General features: G+C 25.3%; 2 protein-coding genes. Both read right to left on the bottom strand.

Going from position 1 to position 1441, the window contains the following annotated elements:
• On the bottom strand, nucleotides 1-473 hold a 473-nt coding region (locus AMN70_RS03360), incomplete at its 3' end, for a TatD family hydrolase (RefSeq protein WP_143323414.1).
• On the bottom strand, nucleotides 466-1441 hold a 976-nt coding region (locus AMN70_RS03355; RefSeq protein ID WP_075501765.1), incomplete at its 5' end, for a methionine--tRNA ligase. The genes AMN70_RS03360 and AMN70_RS03355, both read right to left, overlap by 8 nt.

The following is a 1441-nucleotide window of genomic DNA, read 5'->3' as shown; positions in this document are numbered from 1 at the left end:
TTAGATCCCGTAAAACAATGCATAAGTATTTTTAAATCATAATTTTTATATTCATTTAATATTTCTAACATATGCTTTTCTGCATTTCGTGAGTGAACAATTAATGGAATTTTAAGTTTAATGGCTGCTTTTATATGTTCTTCAAAACTTCTAACCTGATCATTTTTATCAGAATGATTATAAAAAAAATCTAATCCTGTTTCACCTATACCAATAATCTTTTTATTTTGATTGATCTCTTTAACAATTAATTCTGAAGTAATTTTATCATTTTTAGCTTCATGAGGGTGAATACCATATGTTCCAAAAATAATATCGTCTTTATCAACTAACTTTTTAATCTTAACAAAACTATCAAGTGTAGTACATATAGTAAGAAGTTTTTCGATTCCTACAATTTTTGATCTTTTCAATACTTCATCCAAATTATTATAAAGTGGTTCGTGATCTAAGTGACAATGTGAATCAATCATTTTTTTTTTCTATTTTCTTAAATAGAATATCTATTTTATCAATTTTATCACCACCTTTTAGAAAATTATGAATTTCAATTGATGAAAATTCAATTTCTTTTTCCTTTATTGAGAAAATTTTCAAAGCATTAATTGATGATTGAGGAATAATTGGGTAAAGCATATAACTTACTTTTCTAACAATTTCCAACGTTGTATAAATGATGGTATTAAGCCTTAAAGTATTATCCTTTTTATTCCATGGTTCTTGATCATTAAAATATTTATTCGTTTCAAATAACATATTGACAACAAAATCAATATAAAAATTTATATCTTGGTTATCAATCTTATCCCTAATCAAATTAATATTCATCTTAAATTTATCTAATAATTTCAAATCTTCTTCATTAAATTTAATTTTATTTGGAATTTTTCCATCACAATTCTTAATAGCAAAAGCCGTGACTCTTTGGCATAGATTTCCAAAATTATTAGCTAGATCACTATTAATACAATCTTCAAGTCTTGATTGTGAAATATTACCATCATTGCCAAATGAAACTTCTTTTATAAGATAATATCTTAATGGATCTAAACCATATTGATTTATAATTTCAATAGGGTCTAAGATATTCCCTTTAGATTTAGACATTTTTTCATCTCCATCAAGTATCCATCCGTGACCATAAACTTTTTCTGGTAAAGGTATTTTCGCAGCTAATAGAAATGCTGGCCAATAAACAGCATGAAAACGCAAAATATCTTTACCGATTAAGTGTAATGATGCTGGCCAAAATGTTTTAAACATTTTATCACTTTTATTTGGAAAATTTAAAGCACTAATATAATTTGTTAAAGCATCCAACCAAACATAGATAACGTGTTGAGAATTATTTGGTACTTTTATTCCCCAAGAAAAACTTTTTCTGCTTATTGATAAATCTTTAAGTCCACTTTTTACAAAACTAATAACTTCATTTTTTCTT

The sequence above is a fragment of the Candidatus Pelagibacter communis genome, assembly GCF_001179925.1.
Lineage (GTDB): Bacteria > Pseudomonadota > Alphaproteobacteria > Pelagibacterales > Pelagibacteraceae > Pelagibacter > Pelagibacter ubique_E.
Note: the sequence above shows the minus strand (reverse complement) of the source record. Positions and strands in the feature narration are given on the sequence as shown.